Raw genomic sequence first — 15612 nt, forward strand, 5'->3', positions numbered from 1 at the left:
CCATGGCGGCCACTGGATCCGAGAAGCAGGGGGCGAAGGCGTTCTACGTCACGACCCCCATTTACTACGTCAACGACGCTCCTCACCTGGGCCACGCCTACACGACCGTCGCAGGCGACGTGCTCACGCGCTGGCACCGTCAGCGCGGCGAGAAGGTGTGGTACCTCACCGGCACGGACGAGCACGGTCAGAAGATCATGCGCACGGCCGAGGCGAACGACGTCACGCCCCAGGCCTGGTGCGACAAGCTCGTCGAGGAGGCCTGGAAGCCCCTCTGGGAGCACCTGAACATCGCGAACGACGACTTCATCCGCACCACGCAGAAGCGTCACACGGACCGCGTCCAGGAGTTCGTGCAGGACCTGTACGACAAGGGCGAGATCTACAAGGGCGGCTACGAGGGCCCGTACTGCGTCGGCTGCGAGGAGTTCAAGCTCCCGGGCGATCTCATCGAGGCGGAGGACGGCACCAAGCTGTGCCCCGTCCACAAGAAGCCGGTGGAGATCCTCAAGGAGGAGAACTACTTCTTCAAGCTGAGCGAGTACGGCCCGAAGCTGCTGGAGTTCTACGAGGAGAACCCGGGCTTCATCCAGCCGGAGTCCGCCCGCAACGAGGTCCTGAACTTCGTGAAGCAGGGCCTGGACGACCTCTCCATCTCGCGCTCGACCTTCGACTGGGGCATCCCGGTGCCGTGGGACGCCGAGCACGTGATCTACGTGTGGATCGACGCGCTGCTGAACTACGCGACGGCCGTCGGCTACAACGAGAACCCGGAGAAGTTCGACGCGACCTTCCCGGCGAACGTCCACCTCATCGGCAAGGACATCCTGCGCTTCCACGCGGTGATCTGGCCGGCCATGCTGATGGCGCAGGGCCTGCCGGTCCCGGGCCGGGTCGCGGCCAACGGCTGGCTGATGGTCGGCGGCGAGAAGATGTCGAAGTCGAACCTGACTGGCATCAAGCCGCAGGACCTGACCTCGCACTTCGGCGTGGACGCGTACCGCTGGTACTTCCTGCGGGCCATCGCCTTCGGTCAGGACGGTTCGTTCTCGTGGGAGGACTTCTCCGCCCGCTACACCTCCGAGCTGGCCAACGACTACGGCAACCTCGCCTCCCGCGTGGCGGCCATGGTCGGCAAGTACTTCGGCGGCGAGCTGCCGGCCTCCGCGGCCGACGGCGACGCCGAGAAGGCGGTCCAGGAGGGCCTGGCGAAGGCGGTCGCGACGGCCGACGCCAAGATCGGCGAGGAGCTGGACTTCCAGGGCGGCATCCTCGCGGTCTTCGACTTCGTGAAGCAGGTCAACGGCTACATCACGGAGCAGGAGCCGTGGAAGGTCGCGAAGGACGAGTCGGAGGCGGGCCGGGCCCGTCTGGCGACGATCCTCTACACGGCCGCCGAGTCGCTCCGCGCCGCCGCCGTCCTGCTGAACCCGGTCATGCCGGAGTCCTCCCAGAAGCTGTGGGAGTCCCTCGGCGCCGAGCCGTCCCTGGGCGCCCTGGCCGACCAGCCGGTCCAGGACGCGGCCCGCTGGGGTCAGCTCCCGGCCGGCGCGACGGTCACGAAGGGCGCGGTGCTCTTCCCGCGCCTGGAGGACCCGAAGAAGGACTGACGTCCGTCCGCACGTGGCGAAGGCCGCCGTCCCGCCCGGGGCGGCGGCCTTCGCCGTCCTCACATCAGGGCGAGCGCGGCCGCGGCCGGCGCCATGTACACCAGCGGGAAGGCCACGTGCCCGTACGCCTTCGCCCGGACGACGGTGATCACCGCGCCCGCGAAGTACAGCACCACCCCGACCGCCGCCAGTACCCCGACGACCGGCAGCCAGAACCCGGCGACCAGCCCGAGCGCCCCGGCCAGCTTCAGCAGCCCCAGCGTGTTCCACCAGGTCCGCGGCACCCCGTAGGCGGCCAGCGGCTCGACGACGAACTTCGCGCGGAGCAGCACGGCCGCCCCGGAGAACCCGGCCATGAACGCGGCGACGGCGGTGACGACAGTGGCGGTGGTGGACATCGGGACTCCTCCGGCTGCGGGCCCCTGGAGGGGCCGTACGTCTCCATGACGGAGCCCGCCCCGTCGATGTGACAGGGCGGGCGGTCGTGGGTCCGCGGACGGGTCAGAAGAGCAGCTCGCCGTCCGGGTAGCCGTAGCCGATCCGGGTGCGCGGCGCGTAGTACGCGGCGCCGTCGCCGGCGTAGAACCACAGGTCCTTGGCGGCGTCGCGGCCGATCAGGTCGGCCTTGCCGTCACCGTCGACGTCACCGGGGGCGACGAGCGCGGAGTAGGTCTGCCAGCCGGTGCCGATCTGGGTGCGGGGCGCGTAGGAGCCGGCGCCGTCGCCCTTGTAGAACCACAGGCCGCCGGCGGTGTCGCGGCCGATCAGGTCGGCCTTGCCGTCGCCGTCGAAGTCGCCGGGGGCGACGAGGGCGTCGAACATCTGCCAGCCGCTGCCGATCTGCTTGCGGGCCCCGTAGCCGTCGGCGCCGTCGCCCGGGTACAGCCAGAGCGCGCCGGCGGTGTCGCGGCCGATCAGGTCGGCCTTGCCGTCGCCGTCGAAGTCGCCGGGGGCGAGGAGGACGTCGTTGCCCTGCCAGCCGGTGCCGGCCTGGACGCGGGTGGAGCCGGAGTAGCTGCCGGTGGCCGGGTCGGCCGGGTAGCGCCACAGGGTGCCGCCGCCGTCGACGGCGACGAGCGTGGTGCCGTCCTGGGCGACCTCGGTCATGGTGCCCCAGCCGACGCCGACCTTGCAGGGCGCGGCCAGCTTGCCGTCGGTGCGGCCGGCGTAGCGGTAGAGCGCGCCGCCCGCGTCGCGGCGGAAGAGGCCGTCGGTGGCGCCGGCGGGGCCGCAGTCGGCCCAGGAGGCGGCGCCGCGGATCATGTCGTGGTCGGAGGCGTCGGTGACCCGGGGCAGGACGTCGCCCTTGACGTTCTTGAAGTGGCGGGCGGAGAGGAAGAGGTAGTCGATCTTCCGGCGGCTGGAGCCGAAGGTGGTCTCACCGCTGCGGCAGCGGCTCGCGCCGGCCGTGGCGCAGGCCGTGGTGAAGTAGTCCTTGTCGGTCTCGTCGACCTCGGTGAAGATCCCGCTGCCGGAGCCGGTGCCCGGCGTGTAGAAGGTCCCGGCCATGCCGGAGCCGGGGGTGTCGTTGAAGTCGCCGCCGAGGACGACGGGGTAGCCCTGCTCCTGCCAGGCGGCGGCCTGGGAGGCGAGGTACTGCGCCTCCTGGTTGCGCAGGGTCGCGTCGGTGGCCCAGTAGAGGTGCACGGAGCAGGCCCAGTTGGCCCGACCCTGGGTGTAGCTCTTCACGCAGGGGGCCTTGATGGGCTCGCTCTCGCCGCCGGCGGTGAGGTCGAGGACCTTCCGTTCGGTGACGGTGCCCTTCACGAAGACGGCCATGCCGTAGTCGCCCTTGGTGCCGTCGGGCCCCTTGGCGCAGAGCCCGGATCCGGTGCCGAGCTGCACGGTGGTGGTGTAGAGCCCCTCGAACCCCTTGGGCGCGAGCCGCGTGGCGAGTTCGTCGTACTGGTAGCGGCAGACCTCCTGGAGGAAGATCTGGTCGGCGTTCCAGACGGAGCCGTTGGTCTGCTCGACGATCGTCGTGTACTTCGCCTCGTCGCTGAAGCCGAGGGCGTCGGTGCAGGGGCTGCCGCTGCCGCACATGTTGTAGCTGACGAAGCGGAGGGCGGGGGCGGTGCCGGAGGCCACGATGTCGGCCTGGGCGACCGGGGTGCCGAGGGCGAGGGCGGCGGCCGCGCTGCCGAGGAGGGCCCCGACGGTGCCGAGTGCCTTGCGCAGTCTCACTGTTCACTCCTGAGGGGAGGCGAAGGGGGGAGGGCGGTACGGGGAGCGGCGCGGCCGGTCACCAGCCGGAGCCGATCTGGGTGCGGGAGCCGCCGTTGTAGAGGGGGCCCGCGTAGCGGTAGAGGGCGCCGGTGGCGGTCTCCACGGCGAGCAGGTCGGGGGCCGCGTCGCCGGTGACGTTGCCGACGCCGGTGACCTGGGACATGGCGTCCCAGTTGGAGCCGAGCTTCACGCGGGAGCCGCCGTTGTAGGCCGGGCCGGAGTAGCGGTACAGGTCGCCCGTGGCCTTCTCGACGGCGAGGATCTCGGCGACGCCGTCGCCGGTGAGGTCACCGATGCCGACGAGCGCGGACATGGAGTTCCAGGCGACGCCGAGCTTCACGCGGGCCGAGCCGCCGGTGAAGTTCGGGCCGGCGTAGCGGTACAGGTCGCCGGTGGACCTCTCGACCGCGAGGACGTCGGGGATGCCGTCGCCGGTCTGGTCGCCGACGCCGGTGACCTGGGCCATCGAGTCCCAGTTGGTGCCGACCCTGACCCGCGAGCCGCCGTTGTAGTTCGGGCCGGCGTAGCGGTACAGGTCGCCGGTGGTGGCCTCGACGGCGAGGAGGTCGGCGACGCCGTCGCCGGTCTGGTCGCCGACGGCGACGAGGTCGCTCATGCCGTTCCAGCCGTAGCCGAGCTTGGTGCGCCCGCCCATGCCGACGTAGCCGGGGCCGTTGTAGCGGTACAGGTCGCCCGTCTTGGTCTCGACGGCGACGATGTCGGTGACGCCGTCTCCGGTGAGGTCGCCGACGGACGTCAGGTGCGCCATGTTCGACTGCGGGGCCTCCGGTTCGGAGGGGTACGGGGCGGCGTGGTCGGAACCGAGTCCGGCCCGGGGCCCGCAGGTGGGCCAGGCGCCCTCGCCCTGGGTGGCGAGGACCTTCTCGGCGGTGCGGATCTGCTCCTCCTTGGTCGCCTGGTGCGGGTACTCGGCGTACTGCCGCCCGCCGAAGGCGTCCCAGGTGGACTTCGCGAACTGGAGCCCCCCGTAGTACGGGTGGCCCGCGCGGTAGTAGCTCCAGTCGCCGCTCGACTCGCACTGGGCGACCTTGTCCCAGGTGGCGACGGAGGCGGCCGAGGCGGGCGGAGCGCCGAGCAGCCCGAGGGCGAGGGCGGCGAGCGGGGCGGCGGTGAGGACGGCACGGAGCGCCGGGCGGCGCTTGCGGGAGGGCATGGGTTTCCTCTGGGGACGGGGAGGGCGGAGGGCACGGGCACGTCGTCGACGGCGGGGGCCGGGGGCCGGCGGAAGACCGCCGGCCCCCGGCCTGGGAGGGGCTACCAGCCGGAGCCGATCTCGACGGCGGAGCCGCCGTTGAAGGTGGGGCCCGAGTAGCGGTAGAGCTTCTGCGTGTCGGCACGGACCGCGACGAGGTCCGGCACGCCGTCGCCCGTGATGTCGCCGACCCCGGTGATGTTGGTCATCACGTCCCAGTTGTTGCCGATCTGGACCTTGGTGCCGCCGTTGTAGTTGGGGCCGGAGTAGCGGTAGAGGTTGCCCGTGGACTTCTCGACCGCGATGATCTCCGCCACGCCGTCGCCCGTGAGGTCGCCGACCCCGACGAGGGTGGACATGCCGTTCCAGGCGTTGCCGATCTGCACCCGGCCGCCGCCGCCGACGTAGTTGGGGCCGGAGTAGCGGTAGAGGTTGCCCGTGGACTTCTCGACCGCGATGATCTCCGGCACCCCGTCGCCCGTGAGGTCGCCGACCCCGGTGATGTTGGTCATCGAGTCCCAGTTGGCGCCGATCAGGACGCGGGCACCGCCGTTGTAGTGCGGGCCGGGGTAGCGGTACAGGTCGCCGGTCGCCTTCTCGACGGCGATGATGTCGGCGACGCCGTCGCCGGTGACGTCACCGGTGCCGACGATCGTGGACATGGTGTCCCAGTTGGAGCCGATCTTCGTACGGGCGCCCATGCCGACGTAGCCGGGGCCGCTGTAGCGGTAGAGGTCACCGGTCGAGGACTCGACGGCGATGATGTCGGTGACGCCGTCGCCGGTGAGGTCTCCCACGGCGGTCAGGTTGGTCATCCCCTTGTCGACCGGCGCGTCCACGATCCGCTTGTAACGCAGCGCCTTGTAGTCGCCGTTCGGGTGGCTGTCCCAGGTGGCGGCGGTGATCGACGCCCCGGTGACGTGCCGCACCGGCGTGGCGCCGAAGGAGTAGTAAGAGAACTTGGTCTTGGCGGCGTCGTCCCACTTCTCGAAGAGGATGACGTGGTCGTAGTAGCTGTTGAGGATGTCGCCGGGCTTGAGGTCGCCGCGCGGGATCTCGAAGGTGTCCGGGCTGTCGGCGAGCGTGACGGTGCTGAGGCTGGTGGTCAGGTGCCAGGCCATCGAGACGTAACCGGAGCAGTCCGTGCGGTAGTTCTTGCCGTCGGAGTCCGGGTAGGTGGCGCCCTGGTTGTACGGGATGGACTTGCCGTACCAGTACTTGGCGCGCTCGATGACCTCCTCGCGGGTGATGTACCCGCCGACCGAGGACTCCGCGGCGGCCGCGGAGACCGAGGCCGTGGCCGTGGCGAGGCCGGCGGGCGCGGCGGCCTGGGCGGGGGCGGTGACGCCGAGGACGACGGCGGCGAGGGCGGCGGCGGAGAGGACGCGGACACGGGCGTTCATCAGGGGACTCCTGGAGGCGGGAACGGGAAAGCTCTGGCATGCACCTGACATCCACCCTTGTGGCGACAGGACGGGGAGAGGCGACGGCGCGGAAGAAGACGGGGACAGCAGAAGGGGAAGCGGAGAAGCGGAGCAGAACGAGGCGACCGGTCGGCCCGGGGCGGCCCGTCGGCTACCGCACGATGTGACCGGTCAGACCGTGCCGGGACAACGGCCCCCGGAACCGCTCCATCAGCACGTCGGCGGACCGGAGGGCGGCTTCGTCACTGCCCGCCGCCAGGAAGAGGACGACGTCCATGCCGTGCGGCAGGGAACGGACGCGGATGTGCTCCAGTCCGTCGGCGGGCGAGGCGTGCGCCCAGAGCAGATCGTGGATCAACCCCGCCCCGACGGCAGGGGGTTCGGCACCGGGACGGCCCGTCAACCGGGCGCTGACCATACGCATGGGGAACTCTCGGAACGAGCGGTCGGGATCCCGCGGGGACCGCGGCTCTCCCGCTCAGTCCCAGCCGATGGTGTCCGCGGGAGCCGCCGACGACGTGCCGCCCGCCGGCGAGAAGTCCCAGCCGATGGTCTCCCCGGAGGAGAGGACGACGAGGGCGAGGGCGGCGACGGAGCGGCGGCAGGACGAGAACACGGGAATTCCTCTCGGGCGGGACGCGGACGGGACGGACACGACGGACTGACTCCCGGAGGATCCGGCCCCGTTCGCTTCGGGCGACTCCCTCTCGGTGCACACCATCCTGTGCGGCCGCCGCCCCCGGGAGAAGGGTCTCCCGGTGTCACCAAGCTGCCTGGCACCAAGGTGCCCAAGGGGTGGACCTCCGGTGGAGACAAGGTGACGGACTTCCCGGCGAAAACCCGTTTCCGCCGGTCAAGACAGTGATCCGGGCACCGCGCCGCCCATAAAATGAGGCCGTCGGAGAACCACTGGGGGGTGGGTCATGCAGAAGACCGTGGGCCTGGGGATGCTCGGCCTCAGCACGGACCAGGAAGCCGTCTACCGCAGCCTGTTGACCGACAGCGGGGAGGGCGTGGAACGACTCGCCGCACGCCTCGGCATCACGGAGTCCCAGGTGCGGGACGCCCTCGACCACCTGGTCGACCTGGAGCTGCTGCGGCCCTCGCGGGACGTGCCCGGCATGCTGCGCGCGGTCGGCCCGGAGACCGGCTTCCAGACGATCATCCGCCGCCAGGAGGCCGAACTGCTGCGGCGACAGGAGGATTTGCTCCGCAGCAAGGAGACCGTGGCGCGCACCGTCGCCGCCTACGCGGCCGAGCGCCCCGCGTCCCTGGAGGACGCCGAGCGCCTGATCGGCCTCGACGCCATCCAGAGCCGCCTGGAGAGCCTCGCCCGGGACCTCACGGACGAGTGCTGCTCCATCGAACCCGGCGGCGCCCAGTCCCGGGCCGGCCTCGACGCGGCCCGGCCCCTCGACGAACGCGCGCTGGCCAGGGGCGTGACGCTCCGGACGATCTACCAGGACAGCGCGCGCAACGACCCCGCGACCTTCGCGTACGCCCGCTGGCACACCGAGCACGGCGGCCAGATCCGCACCTGCCCGGAGACCCCGCCGCGGATGGTGGTCTTCGACCGCCGCGTCGCCGTCGTCCCCATCGACCCGGCGAACACCCGCCTCGGCGCCCTGTGCACGGCCTCCCCGGGCATCGTGGCGCCCCTCCTGGCCCTCTTCGAGCAGACCTGGAACCTCGCGGTCCCGCTCGGCGCCGACCACCGGGCCGGCACACCGGAGTCCGACGGCCTCTCCCCCGTGGAACTCAGCCTGCTGAAACTGCTCGCCTCCGGCCTGACCGACGAAGCCGCCGCCAAGCGCCTCGGCCTCTCCCTGAGAACCGTCCGCCGCCACATGGCGGCCCTCATGGAACGCCTCGACGCCACCAGCCGCTTCGAAGCCGGCCTGAAAGCCGCCCACCACGGCTGGCTGTGACCACTGCCGGGCCTTGCCAGGAACGAGGAGTCGAGGGATGTCGGGGAACGTCGCCGTCGAGGAGATCCACACCTCGCGGCTGGAGCTCGTGCCGTTGGGCGTCGGGCATGCCGGGGAGATGGTGGGGGTGCTGGGGGATCCGGCGCTGCACGCGTTCGTCGGAGGGGTGCCGGAGAGCCTGGAGGAGTTGCGGGCGCGGTACGCGCGGTGGGAGGCGGGGGCGCCCGAGCCGGGGACCGACTGGTGCAACTGGGTGCTCCGTCGCCGGGCGGACGGGCGGCTCGTCGGGACCGTGCAGGCGACCGTGGTCGGGGACACGGCCGAGGTCGCCTGGGTGGTCGGGACCGCCTGGCAGGGGCGGGGGTACGCCTCCGAGGCGGCGGGAGCGCTCGTCGGGTGGCTGCGGGAGCGGGTGCGCACCGTCGTCGCGCACGTGCACCCCGGCCACGCCGCCTCCGCGGCCGTCGCCCGCGCGGCCGGGCTCGTGCCCACGGCCGAGGTCCAGGACGGGGAGGTGCGGTGGGTGGCCCCGGCGTCGCGGCGGGTGCGGGTGGCCTGTGTCCACTGCGGTCAGGACTGGTTGCGGGCGCACCGGGACGGGAAGAGCGGCGAGGTCTTCTTCCTGTGCCCGGAGTGCGAGTCGCTGTGGACGGCGGGTCAGGACACCCGCGCCGCGACGGAGCTGCACCTCACCGCGTTCCTGGAGTCCCGGGGGACGAGCCGGGAGCGGGTGACGGAGGAGGGGTGAGCCGTGCCGTCCCCGGCGGGGGGTGATCGGGGCCGGCAGACGGCGGTCGGTCGGCGGTCGGCGGTCAGCGGTCAGCGGTCAGCGGTCAGCGGCCGGGAAACGGCGAAGGGCCCGGGATCCGCGAGGAGCGGATCCCGGGCCCTTCAGCCGTGCGTCGGGGTCAGCGCGCCGCGTCCGGGTGGACCGACTCGGTCACCGGGCGCTCGTCGGCGGCCTTCTTCTCGACCGGCTTGCGGAGCTGGATGTTCAGCTCGCGCAGGCGGGACTCGTCCAGCTCGGTGGGGGCGCCCATCAGGAGGTCCTGGCCGTTGCCGTTGAGCGGGAAGGCGATGATCTCGCGGATGTTGGGCTCGTCCGCGAGGAGCATGACGATGCGGTCGACGCCGGGGGCGATGCCGCCGTGCGGCGGGGCGCCGTACTCGAAGGCGCGGAGCATGCCGGCGAACTCGGTCTCGACGGTCTCGCGGCTGTAGCCGGCGATCTCGAAGGCCTTGAACATGATCTCGGGCTCGTGGTTCCGGATGGCGCCGGAGGAGAGCTCGATGCCGTTGCAGACGATGTCGTACTGCCAGCCGAGGACGTCCAGCGGGTCCTTGGTCTCCAGGGCCTCCAGGCCGCCCTGGGGCATGGAGAAGGGGTTGTGCGAGAAGTCGATCTTGCCGGTCTCCTCGTCCTTCTCGTACATCGGGAAGTCGACGATCCACGCGAAGCGGAAGACGTTCTCCTCGAACTGGCCGGCGCGCTTGGCGGCCTCGACCCGGACCGGGCCCATGATCTTCGAGACCTCGTCGAACTCGCCCGCGCCGAAGAAGATCGCGTGGCCGGGCTCCAGACCGAGGCGCTCGGTGAGGACCTTGACGTTCTCCTCGGTGAGGAACTTGGCGATCGGGCCGGTGAGGGCGTGACCCTCGCCGACGCGGACCCAGGCCAGGCCCTTCGCGCCGAGGGAGACGGCGAAGTCGCCGAGCTGGTCGAAGAACTTGCGCGGCTGGTCGCCCGTGTTCGGGACGGCCAGGGCGCGGACGTGCTTGCCCGCGAACGCCTTGAACTCCGACGCCTCGAACACGTCCGAGATGTCGACGAGTTCGAGGGAGGTGCGCAGGTCCGGCTTGTCGTTGCCGTACTTCAGCATCGACTCGCGGAACGGGATGCGCGGGAACGGCGAGGTGACGTGGCGGCCGCCGCCGAACTCCTCGAAGAGCTCGGTCATGAGCTTCTCGATCGGCTGGAAGACGTCCTCCTGCTCGACGAACGACATCTCGACGTCGAGCTGGTAGAACTCGCCGGGCGAGCGGTCGGCGCGGGCGTCCTCGTCGCGGAAGCAGGGCGCGATCTGGAAGTAGCGGTCGAAGCCCGAGATCATCAGCAGCTGCTTGAACTGCTGCGGGGCCTGCGGCAGCGCGTAGAACTTGCCCGGGTTGAGGCGGGACGGGACGACGAAGTCGCGGGCGCCCTCGGGGGAGGTCGCGGCGAGGATCGGGGTCGCCATCTCGTTGAAGCCGAGGGCCACCATCTTGGAGCGGATGGAGGCGATGACGGCGGACCGCAGCATGATGTTGCGGTGCATGCGCTCGCGGCGCAGGTCGAGGAAGCGGTACTCCAGGCGCCGCTCCTCGTTGACGCCGTCGTCGGCGTTGATGGTGAAGGGGATCTGCTTGGCGGCGCCGAGGACCTCGACCTCCGCGGCCTCGATCTCGATCTCGCCGGTGGCGAGCTCGGGGTTCACGTTGTCGGCGCCGCGCGAGACGACCTTGCCGTCGACGCGGACGACCGTCTCCTTGGTCAGCTTGTCGAGGACCTCGGCCGCCGGGGTGCCGGGGCGGGCGACGAGCTGCGTGATGCCGTAGTGGTCGCGCAGATCGATGAAGAGGATGCCGCCCAGGTCGCGCCGATTGTGCAGCCAGCCGCTCAGCCGGACGTCGGTGCCGACGTCAGAGGCGCGGAGCTCGCCGCAGGTGTGGGACCTGTACCGATGCATCGTCGTTCATCCAGTCTTCGGGATCGGAGAGTAGTGGGCCTCGGCAGGGCCAAGGCCATCCCAGCCTACCGGCCGGCCCAAGATCGCGATTCGATTACCGTCGGCGGCACTCGGCCGGGGCACGGTGGCGACCCGGTGTCCGATATTCATAAAGTGGGGCAATGCGCACCGAGGACGTCCTGGCCGCGATCGCCACGGGCCTGTGGCGATGGGACAACGCTTCCGGGATCGTCTCGCTCGACGCCGAGGCCGCCCGGCTGCTCGGGCTGCCCGCCGAGCCGGTGCGGCTCAGCGAGGCTGCGGTGCGGTCCCGCTTCCATCCGGTGGACTGGAACGAGATCGACGGCGTGGTCAACCTGGCGGTGGCCGAGGGGACGCTCGCCGAGGCCCGGCTGCGGATCATGGACGACCGGGGCCGGGTGGTCCGGACGGTACGGAGCCGGTCCAAGCCGCTGATCGACGGCGGCGACTACCAGCTGGTCGGCACGCTCCAGGAGGTGGCGGAGCCGCAGCCGGGGACGGCCGGTCCGCACACCCCGATCACCGGCGACTGGCGGCGCTCGCGCGAGGCGTTCCTGCTGGACGCGGGGCGGGCGCTGGCGGAGGCGCGGTCGACGGCCGAGGTGCTGCGGGTGGCGGCCTCGCTGTCGATGCCGGGCTTCTCGCCGGACGGCCTCGCGGTCTTCGGGATGTCCGGCGAGCGGCTGACCGTGATCGGGCACCACGGGCAGCGGGACGGCGACGAGGGCCCCTTCACCTCGATGTCGGTGGCGACGGACTACCCGGCGGCGGAGGTGGTGCGGACCGGGCGGGCGATCTACCTGCCGTCGCCGGAGGAGTACCGGCGCCGCTTCCCGATGACGTGGCCGCTTGCGGAGCCCTTCGAGCGCCGGTCGTGGGCCTTCGTGCCGCTGGTGGTGGCCGGGCGGACGATGGGCGCCTGGATGGCCGCCTTCAAACACCAGGTGGCGTTCACGCCGGACGAGCGGTCGGTGCTCACGACGGTGGCGCGGATGCTGGCCCAGGCGCTGGCCCGCGCCGGGGTCGCGGAGTCGGAGCGCGAGCTGTCGCTGGGGCTCCAGCGCACGATGATGCCGGTGCTCGGCCCGGGGATCCCGGGGATCCAGGTGGCGGCGCGGTACGTGCCGACCGGCGGCGGACTCCAGGTGGGCGGCGACTGGTACGACATGATCCGGCTGCCCGGCGGGACGGGCGGCTCGACCGGCGGCGGCGCGGGCCGGATCGCGCTCGTCATCGGCGACGTCCAGGGCCACGACGTGCGGGCGGCGGCCCTGATGGGGCAGCTGCGGATCGCGCTGCGGGCGTACGCCTCCGAGGGCCACCGGCCGGACGCGGTGCTGTCCCGGGCCTCGCGGTTCCTGTACGGGGTGAACGACGGGTACGAGGGCGGCGACGGCGCCGACGGGACGGGGGCGGGGGCTCCGGGAGGCGGCCCGCGCTTCGCGACCTGCCTGTACCTGGAGGTGGACCTGGAGACGGGCACGGTGGACATCGCCCGCGCGGGCCACCCGGACCCGGCGGTGCGGATGGTCGACGGGACGGTCCTGCTGCGACCGACGGCCGGCGGACTGCCGCTCGGCATCGACGCCGACACCGACTACCCGACCACCCGGCTGACGCTGGAGCCCGGCGAGACGCTGATGATCTGCACCGACGGGCTCCTGGAGACCGGCGGGCACGACCTCGACACCGGCTGGGAGCGGGCCAAGCGGCTCCTGGAGCAGCACCGGGGCGACGACCTGGAGGAGCTGGCCGACACCCTCGTGGACGCCGTCCACGGGCCCGGCTCCCACCACACCACCGGGCCGCTCGCCGACCGGCGCGAGGACGACATCGCCGTCCTGCTGCTCTCCCGCCGGCCGGCCACGACGGTACGGGAGACCCCGCGCCGCACCCTGATGACGATCGCCCAGGCCGAGCCGGAGCGGATCGCGGAGGCGCGCGAGCAGGTGCGGCAGCTGCTGCACGACTGGGCCGACGGGGACCAGCTGGACTCGGCGGTCCTGATGGTCTCCGAGATGGTCACGAACGTGCTGGTCCACACGGACGGCGACGCGCTGCTGACCGCGGAGGTCGCCTGCGGCGCGAAGGGCCGCCGGCTGCGCGTCGAGGTCTCCGACGCGAGCGACGAGCTGCCGCACAAGCGGCAGCCGGGCGAGATGGCGTCCAGCGGACGCGGCCTGGTGCTGATGGAGATGCTGGCCGACGCGTGGGGCGTCGAGCCGCGCGGCGAGGGCAAGACGATCTGGTTCGAACTGACGGAGCCGACGGGCCCGGAGGGGTGCTGCGCCTGACGCCCCCGCCCGGCGCACGCGCGCGTGGCCCGGGCGGAACCGGCGGAGCCCGTACGCCCTCCGACGCGCGGCACCGACGCCCGCTTCGGAGCCCCGTACGTCCCCGGCGGAGCCCGTACGTCCCCGGCGGAGCCCGTACGTCCCCGGCGGAGCCCGTACGCCCCCCTGCGGAGCCCGTACCCCTCCGGCGCGCGCCGTTCGCCCGTACGGCGGAGACTGGTGGGGTACGGCCGCCGGGGGGAGCACGGAGTGCGCCATGGACATCCACAAGGTCGGCAGTGACACCACCGTCCTGGCAGACAGCCTGGAAGTGCCGGGGATCGGCCACATGCCGGTGAACGCCTATGTCGTCACGGCCGCCGAACCCGTCGTCGTCGACACCGGCCTCTCCGTCGACGACCGTGACTTCCTCGCCGCGCTCGGCGGGGTGATCGACCCGGCGGAGGTGCGCTGGATCTGGCTCACCCACCCGGACAAGGACCACACGGGCGGGCTCTTCGCCCTGCTGGAGGCCGCCCCGCACGCGCGCGTGGTGACGACGTTCCTGGGCGCCGGGGAGATGACGACCGAGCGGGCGCTGCCGATGGACCGGGTGTACTTCCTCAATCCGGGGCAGTCACTGGACTGCGGCGACCGCGCCCTGCACGCCTTCCGCCCGCCGCTCTTCGACAATCCGGCGACCGTCGGCTTCTACGACGACCGGACCCGGATCTGCTTCAGTTCGGACTGCTTCGGCGGCCCCATGCCGACCGCCGAGATCGCCGAGAGCGGGCACGCGAGCGACCTGAAGCCGGAGGACCTGGCGGCCACGCAGACGATGTGGGCGACGATCGACAGCCCGTGGGTGCACCTGGTGGACGCGGAGAAGTACCGGGCGACCCTGGAGGGGATGCGGGCGATGAACCCGGAGATCGTGCTCTGCACCCATCTGCCGCCCGCCGTGCGGATGACGGACCGGATGCTGGCGACGCTGGCGGCGGTGCCGGACTCCGACCCCTTCGTCGGCCCGGACCAGGCGGCCCTGGAGGCCATGCTGAGGTCCTTCGAGCCGGGCGCGGCGGTCTAGGGCGTTTTGTCCGAGGCAGGCGGCCGGGCGGAGCCGTACCGGGCGCGGAGTTCGCCGAGCACTCCGGTGGCGGCGGCCGTCAGAGGGACGGCGAGGAGCATGCCGAGGACGCCGGCCACGGAGGCGCCGGCGGTGATCGCCAGCATGACGGCGGCCGGGTGCATCTGGACGGTGCGGCTCTGGACCATGGGCTGGAGGACGTTGCCCTCGATGACCTGGACGGCGAGGACGACGCCGAGCACCCAGAGGGCGATGACGAAGCCGCGGTCGGCGAGGGCGACGAGGACGGCGACCGCGCCGGAGAGGAAGGCGCCCAGGTACGGGATGTAGGCGGTGACGAAGACGAGCGCGGCGAGCCCGACGGCGCCGGGCACCTGGAGGACGAGCAGGCCGACGCCGATGAGGACCGCGTCGACGAGGGCGACGAGCGTGGTGCCGCGCATGAAGCCCTCGACGGCCTCGAAGGCGCGCCGGGCCATGGCCTCGGCGGTGTCGCCGGTGCCGGCCGGAACGAGGGAGCGCAGGGAGCCGGCGGCGCGGTCGGAGTCGCGGAGGAAGAAGAAGATCAGGAGGAGGGCGAGGACGGCGGTGGCGAGCATCTGCCCGACCACGCTGAGTCCGGAGATCACGCCGGAGGCGGCGGTCCCGCCGAACTTCTCCAGCAGGGTCCTGGCGTTCTCGGCGAGGTCCTCCAGCGAGGTCCCGGCGGCCCCGAAGTGCTCGGCGATGTCGACGGCGGCCTGCCGCAGCGAGGCGAGGATCTGGTCCCCGGTCTCGATCAGCGCGGCGACCACGATGTACGTGGCTCCGCCGACGACCACGACCACGGCGAGGACGGTGACGGCGGCGGCGAGGGACTTGCTCACCTTCATCCGCAGCAGCCGCCGGTAGAGCGGTCCGAGCAGCGCGGTGCCGAGGATGGCGAGCAGCACCGGGGTCACGGCGGCCTTGAAGACGACGCAGAGCCAGATGAAGACGGCGGCGACGGCCGCGACGAGCAGCACGACGCCGCACCAGGCGGCGAGCTTCCGGGCGGGTTCGGGAAGCAGGGGGGTTCGGCTCGTCTCCACCCGCCCATAAGATCACATCAATAGAAGGAAAACG

At 72.1% G+C, this 15612-nt stretch carries 13 protein-coding genes; 5 read left to right on the forward strand and 8 right to left on the reverse strand.

Annotated features, from left to right (window positions below; all coding sequences use genetic code 11):
• The first annotated feature begins 2 nt into the window (after positions 1-2).
• The gene (metG, locus tag IE321_RS13570) at positions 3-1610 is read left to right on the forward strand and encodes a methionine--tRNA ligase (protein ID WP_190223048.1); all 1608 of its coding nucleotides are present in this window, start codon (positions 3-5) and stop codon (positions 1608-1610) included.
• Positions 1611-1669: 59 nt separating this feature from the next.
• Here metG and IE321_RS13575 read toward each other — a convergent pair whose 3' ends face one another.
• The 6 genes from IE321_RS13575 to IE321_RS13600 form a co-directional block, all read right to left on the reverse strand.
• On the reverse strand, positions 1670-2008 hold the full coding sequence (locus IE321_RS13575) for a DoxX family protein (RefSeq protein WP_043227397.1): 339 nt from the start codon (positions 2006-2008) through the stop codon (positions 1670-1672).
• 103 nt (positions 2009-2111) lie between these two features.
• Entirely contained in the window at positions 2112-3794 is a 1683-nt protein-coding gene (locus tag IE321_RS13580) for an FG-GAP-like repeat-containing protein (protein ID WP_226652149.1), read from the reverse strand.
• A 58-nt stretch (positions 3795-3852) separates the two neighbouring features.
• Complete coding sequence (locus IE321_RS41935) at positions 3853-5010, reverse strand: transglycosylase family protein (RefSeq protein ID WP_226652151.1); 1158 nt, start codon at positions 5008-5010, stop codon at positions 3853-3855.
• Between the two features lie 101 nt (positions 5011-5111).
• Positions 5112-6452, reverse strand: a complete 1341-nt coding sequence (locus IE321_RS13590) for a C40 family peptidase (protein WP_190223049.1) — start codon at positions 6450-6452, stop codon at positions 5112-5114.
• A 172-nt stretch (positions 6453-6624) separates the two neighbouring features.
• On the reverse strand, positions 6625-6897 hold the full coding sequence (locus IE321_RS13595; RefSeq protein WP_190223050.1) for a hypothetical protein: 273 nt from the start codon (positions 6895-6897) through the stop codon (positions 6625-6627).
• A 54-nt stretch (positions 6898-6951) separates the two neighbouring features.
• Positions 6952-7089, reverse strand: a complete 138-nt coding sequence (locus IE321_RS13600) for a hypothetical protein (RefSeq protein WP_190223051.1) — start codon at positions 7087-7089, stop codon at positions 6952-6954.
• Positions 7090-7396: 307 nt separating this feature from the next.
• On the opposite strand from IE321_RS13600, the gene IE321_RS13605 reads away from it, so the two are divergent.
• A complete protein-coding gene (locus tag IE321_RS13605) occupies positions 7397-8401 on the forward strand; it encodes a helix-turn-helix transcriptional regulator (RefSeq protein ID WP_190223052.1) in 1005 nt (334 codons plus the stop codon).
• A 37-nt stretch (positions 8402-8438) separates the two neighbouring features.
• Positions 8439-9149, forward strand: a complete 711-nt coding sequence (locus tag IE321_RS13610; protein ID WP_190223053.1) for a GNAT family N-acetyltransferase — start codon at positions 8439-8441, stop codon at positions 9147-9149.
• Between the two features lie 160 nt (positions 9150-9309).
• Here IE321_RS13610 and aspS read toward each other — a convergent pair whose 3' ends face one another.
• On the reverse strand, positions 9310-11127 hold the full coding sequence (gene aspS / locus IE321_RS13615) for an aspartate--tRNA ligase (protein ID WP_190223054.1): 1818 nt from the start codon (positions 11125-11127) through the stop codon (positions 9310-9312).
• Between the two features lie 161 nt (positions 11128-11288).
• Here aspS and IE321_RS13620 point away from each other — a divergent pair, with 161 nt between their 5' ends.
• Both IE321_RS13620 and IE321_RS13625 read left to right on the forward strand, forming a co-directional pair.
• Positions 11289-13442, forward strand: a complete 2154-nt coding sequence (locus IE321_RS13620) for an ATP-binding SpoIIE family protein phosphatase (RefSeq protein WP_190223055.1) — start codon at positions 11289-11291, stop codon at positions 13440-13442.
• A 256-nt stretch (positions 13443-13698) separates the two neighbouring features.
• Positions 13699-14508, forward strand: coding sequence for an MBL fold metallo-hydrolase (locus tag IE321_RS13625; RefSeq protein WP_190223056.1), 810 nt, complete (start codon positions 13699-13701; stop codon positions 14506-14508).
• On the opposite strand, the gene IE321_RS13630 is transcribed toward IE321_RS13625, so the two are convergent.
• Positions 14505-15578, reverse strand: coding sequence for an AI-2E family transporter (locus IE321_RS13630; RefSeq protein ID WP_190223057.1), 1074 nt, complete (start codon positions 15576-15578; stop codon positions 14505-14507). The genes IE321_RS13625 and IE321_RS13630 overlap by 4 nt on opposite strands.
• Positions 15579-15612: the final 34 nt, after the last annotated feature.

The sequence above is a fragment of the Streptomyces hydrogenans genome (assembly GCF_014656075.1).
Classification (GTDB): Bacteria; Actinomycetota; Actinomycetes; order Streptomycetales; family Streptomycetaceae; genus Streptomyces; species Streptomyces hydrogenans.

Bases quoted from the DNA above. Each gene is read 5' to 3' on its own strand.
- IE321_RS41935 (WP_226652151.1), bottom strand. From the start codon at position 5,010: ATGCCCTCCCGCAAGCGCCGCCCGGCGCTCCGTGCCGTCCTCACCGCC.
- IE321_RS13575 (WP_043227397.1), bottom strand. From the start codon at position 2,008: ATGTCCACCACCGCCACTGTCGTCACCGCCGTCGCCGCGTTCATGGCC.
- IE321_RS13620 (WP_190223055.1), top strand. From the start codon at position 11,289: ATGCGCACCGAGGACGTCCTGGCCGCGATCGCCACGGGCCTGTGGCGA.
- metG (WP_190223048.1), top strand. From the start codon at position 3: ATGGCGGCCACTGGATCCGAGAAGCAGGGGGCGAAGGCGTTCTACGTC.
- IE321_RS13595 (WP_190223050.1), bottom strand. From the start codon at position 6,897: ATGCGTATGGTCAGCGCCCGGTTGACGGGCCGTCCCGGTGCCGAACCC.
- IE321_RS13590 (WP_190223049.1), bottom strand. From the start codon at position 6,452: ATGAACGCCCGTGTCCGCGTCCTCTCCGCCGCCGCCCTCGCCGCCGTC.
- IE321_RS13605 (WP_190223052.1), top strand. From the start codon at position 7,397: ATGCAGAAGACCGTGGGCCTGGGGATGCTCGGCCTCAGCACGGACCAG.
- aspS (WP_190223054.1), bottom strand. From the start codon at position 11,127: ATGCATCGGTACAGGTCCCACACCTGCGGCGAGCTCCGCGCCTCTGAC.
- IE321_RS13610 (WP_190223053.1), top strand. From the start codon at position 8,439: ATGTCGGGGAACGTCGCCGTCGAGGAGATCCACACCTCGCGGCTGGAG.
- IE321_RS13625 (WP_190223056.1), top strand. From the start codon at position 13,699: ATGGACATCCACAAGGTCGGCAGTGACACCACCGTCCTGGCAGACAGC.